4 protein-coding genes are annotated in these 2,972 nt (G+C 44.6%); 1 reads left to right on the top strand and 3 read right to left on the bottom strand.

All coding sequences use genetic code 11. From position 1 onward, the window contains the following. A partial coding sequence (locus QUA23_RS30740) for a leucine-rich repeat domain-containing protein (protein ID WP_333093984.1) occupies positions 1-425 on the bottom strand: 425 nt, incomplete at its 3' end. A 14-nt stretch (positions 426-439) separates the two neighbouring features. Here QUA23_RS30740 and QUA23_RS30735 point away from each other — a divergent pair. Further along, positions 440-739 (top strand): hypothetical protein, encoded by a 300-nt coding sequence (locus tag QUA23_RS30735; RefSeq protein WP_333078323.1) that lies wholly within the window; start codon positions 440-442, stop codon positions 737-739. 12 nt (positions 740-751) lie between these two features. Here the strand turns inward: QUA23_RS30735 and QUA23_RS30730 are convergent, their stop codons facing one another. Both QUA23_RS30730 and QUA23_RS30725 read right to left on the bottom strand, forming a co-directional pair. After that, the gene (locus tag QUA23_RS30730) at positions 752-2,203 is read right to left on the bottom strand and encodes a lipase/acyltransferase domain-containing protein (protein ID WP_333078322.1); all 1,452 of its coding nucleotides are present in this window, start codon (positions 2,201-2,203) and stop codon (positions 752-754) included. 100 nt (positions 2,204-2,303) lie between these two features. Further along, entirely contained in the window at positions 2,304-2,906 is a 603-nt protein-coding gene (locus QUA23_RS30725; RefSeq protein ID WP_333078321.1) for a tetratricopeptide repeat protein, read from the bottom strand. Positions 2,907-2,972: the final 66 nt, after the last annotated feature.

Here is a 2,972-nt window from a genome sequence, read left to right as displayed (position 1 = left end):
AAGGATGCTAGCGGTTTGATGTCCCCGATCTGATTGCTGTCGAGGGAGAGGAAAGTCAGGTTAGTCAAGGATGCTAGTGGTTTGATGTTCCCAATCTGATTGCTGTCGAGGGAGAGCGTAGTCAGGTTAGTCAAGGATGTTAGCGGTTCGATGTCCTTGATTTGATTGTTGTCGAGGGTAAGTCGCGTGAGACTCGAAAGTTGTCGATCGGCCGCCTCGCACTCAGTAGTTCCTGCTTTCTCTAACAACACCTCAACAGTATGTTTAGTTTCAGGACTTAAAGAAGCCTTTTCGCCACACCAATCAGCAAATGTCCGTCCACTATCGCCCCGTTGTTTCTGCACGACCCATGAGGAAGGTGCATTTCCACTATTTTGCAACTGACTCGATACCACCAACATGAAAACAAGGGTTAATGAAATCATAGGGAATAACCTCTGTGGATTTTTATATATTTCCCGACGTTGCTGATTTACAGTATGAAAAGCTAAATAGACCCGTCATAGAAACCAGTATCGACAAAGCTTGGGGATTTTCAACTTATTTTTTTCATACCCTGGTTAAGCAACGCCAAAATGAGGCGTTGCTGAATACAAGTATGAATTCAAGTTTTCGGAATGGCTATAAGTCAAGTAGAGTGAGTTTTGTAACATCAAGTGAAAAGTTTATTCATACGCCAGAATCAGCAACGCCAGAAATGTTTCGCCAACAGTATCGTATCCCGGCTTTACCCGTTTAAGGCGCGGTTAGTCTAAACTCCAGTCCGAACAACTTCAAACAAATCATGAACTGGAGTGGGAGACTGCTCGGTGGTATTCTCAGTTTGCACAGTGACTCGATAAAGTCCCGGTTGCAAGTCAGCGATCGCGAGCATCCATTCTTTTTCCTGCTCGACAAAATCAAGGGTAAGAGTAGATTGCTCGTGAGAAACTGCTTGAATATTAGCTTTTAGCTTTGTTGTTGAATCTGGTAATCCAATAAGTTTGGCACGCAAGGTAATAGCTTCATCTGCTAGATACAAATCATCCAAGCTAAGACTGATGCCTGTTTGAGGTTCACTTCCCCTTACAGCTCCCAAATTAAATTGGCTAAACCGTAGAGTATTGAGTATGTTTTCTAAGACTTGAGCCTGATTCTGCAAACCCCCATGCTGTTCGGCAATAAAGAAATTATCGAGGTTTTCCGATCGCTCAATTGGAATCGCAGAAACTTTTGGGACAGTTCCATCTCCATCACCCAAATCGGATCTATTTCTCAATACCTCTGGTAAATCCTCGCTGGCTATTAGTTTTCCATCAATTAGTGCCGCCGATTGCAGGGTTGGCTGTTGTACGCCAGAAATGGGAACTGTGGTAAAGGATTTGCGGTAACGTTCATCTTTGAGATGTTGTTCAACTGCGACTTCAATTTCCCGGTGGAATGCTAAAGCATCTTGCGCCTTGAGCTTATCAATATTGGGAAGGTTGTCTGTTTCTGCAATGCGGTGATATTCACCATTGATGTTGATAACTTTGTAAATTGGCAGGAGTTGGTAGATAGAGGTCAGCGATCGCATCACCTCTGTCAAGTCTAGAAACATCTGCTTGTAACCATTGGCCAAAAAGTTGACAGCTTTAAGCGAACCTCGATAGGGAGTGCCGAATGTGAACAAAGCTCGGCTATCTTGCCAACCTTCCAAAACTTCCAGATAGTAGCGAGACACTAAACCGCCCATGCTGTGTGCCATTAAAATCACTTTGGCATCAGAGGCTCCGCATTTTTCTCGCCAGCATTTGAGCCGCTTGTCTATTAACTTTTTCAAAATTCGTGCATTTGCCCGGTTATCCCGTCGCCAATCGTAGGGAAACTGGTAAAAGTTTGCCGCTTTATCGTCTGGATCGTTGTAGATATCGCCGGGAGTCACGTCAAAGTTGTCGGTAATCAGACGTGCTGTTTTGGTATAGCCATCGATCTTCCAAAATCCTGGAATCAAATGAGTATCTTGAATCAGTGCTGTTGCGCGAACCCCATCTCCCAAGCTTTGTACTTCCGGATCGTCCTGAGCTAATTTAAAATTCTGGAAGGTCTGTTCTGAGTTGGTGAATACCTGCCAGACTGCCTGACCTGACACTGCCCAGAGGTCTTTGCCATCCTTTTGCAAAACACTTCCCAGGATGCCGGGAAGAATCACAACTAGATCTTTCAGGGGCGCTTTGTTAACCATTATTTTCCTCCATCTTTCAACTTCAGGATTACGATTTTCTAGATTGGCTTTAGTTATGATTCATCTGAGCAAAATGTTCCAACAGCATCATTTCCTCCGGTCACTGAGGCTGCTGTCGAGAAAGAGCTGCTGCTTTTCGTTTGTCTGCCTGGGCTGCTTGTTGATTTCCTAGACGGGCATAAGCTAGCGCCCGGATATTGTAGGCATTGGCATTATTAGGAGCGAGTTCGATCGCCTTTGTGTAATCTACGATCGCCTGTTGAGAGTTGCCTTGATAGTAGTAAGCTAATCCGCGATTGATATAAGCGTTAACATAAGTCGGATTCAGGCTAATTGCCTTACTACTATCAGCAATCGCTTTCTGATAATCTTTCTGCTCGTTATAGGCGGCTGCCCGATTGCTGTAAGCTTCAACGCTATTAGGATTGAGAGCGATCGCTCTACTATAGCTGCTAATTGCTTGTTGGTAGTTTCTTTGTCTGTGGTAGGTCAAGCCCTGATTGATGTCGGTTTCAACTGAGGTAGAGTTGAGCTTGCTTGCCTGGTTGCGATCACGAGGGGCTTGCCTATAGCTATTTCGTCCGTTGTTAGACGCAGGGGCTGGAGACGGAACATTCTGAGGACGGGGTTGAACAGTAGAAGGAACAGATGAGCTTGGTGTATCCGTCGGAACTATAGTGGTTTGCTGAGGTGCATTACTCACAAGTTAAGCTAAAACCAAAGTTGTCAATGAGTAATTTTACTCATTTTTTACCTGTTGACCCAATTA

This window comes from Microcoleus sp. Pol1C5 (genome assembly GCF_036701115.1).
In the GTDB taxonomy this organism is placed as follows: domain Bacteria; phylum Cyanobacteriota; class Cyanobacteriia; order Cyanobacteriales; family Microcoleaceae; genus Microcoleus.
The sequence above is the reverse complement of the archived record's forward strand: the minus strand, read 5'-3'. Positions and strand labels throughout refer to the sequence as shown.

Bases quoted from the DNA above. Each gene is read 5' to 3' on its own strand.
- QUA23_RS30730 (WP_333078322.1), bottom strand. From the start codon at position 2,203: ATGGTTAACAAAGCGCCCCTGAAAGATCTAGTTGTGATTCTTCCCGGC.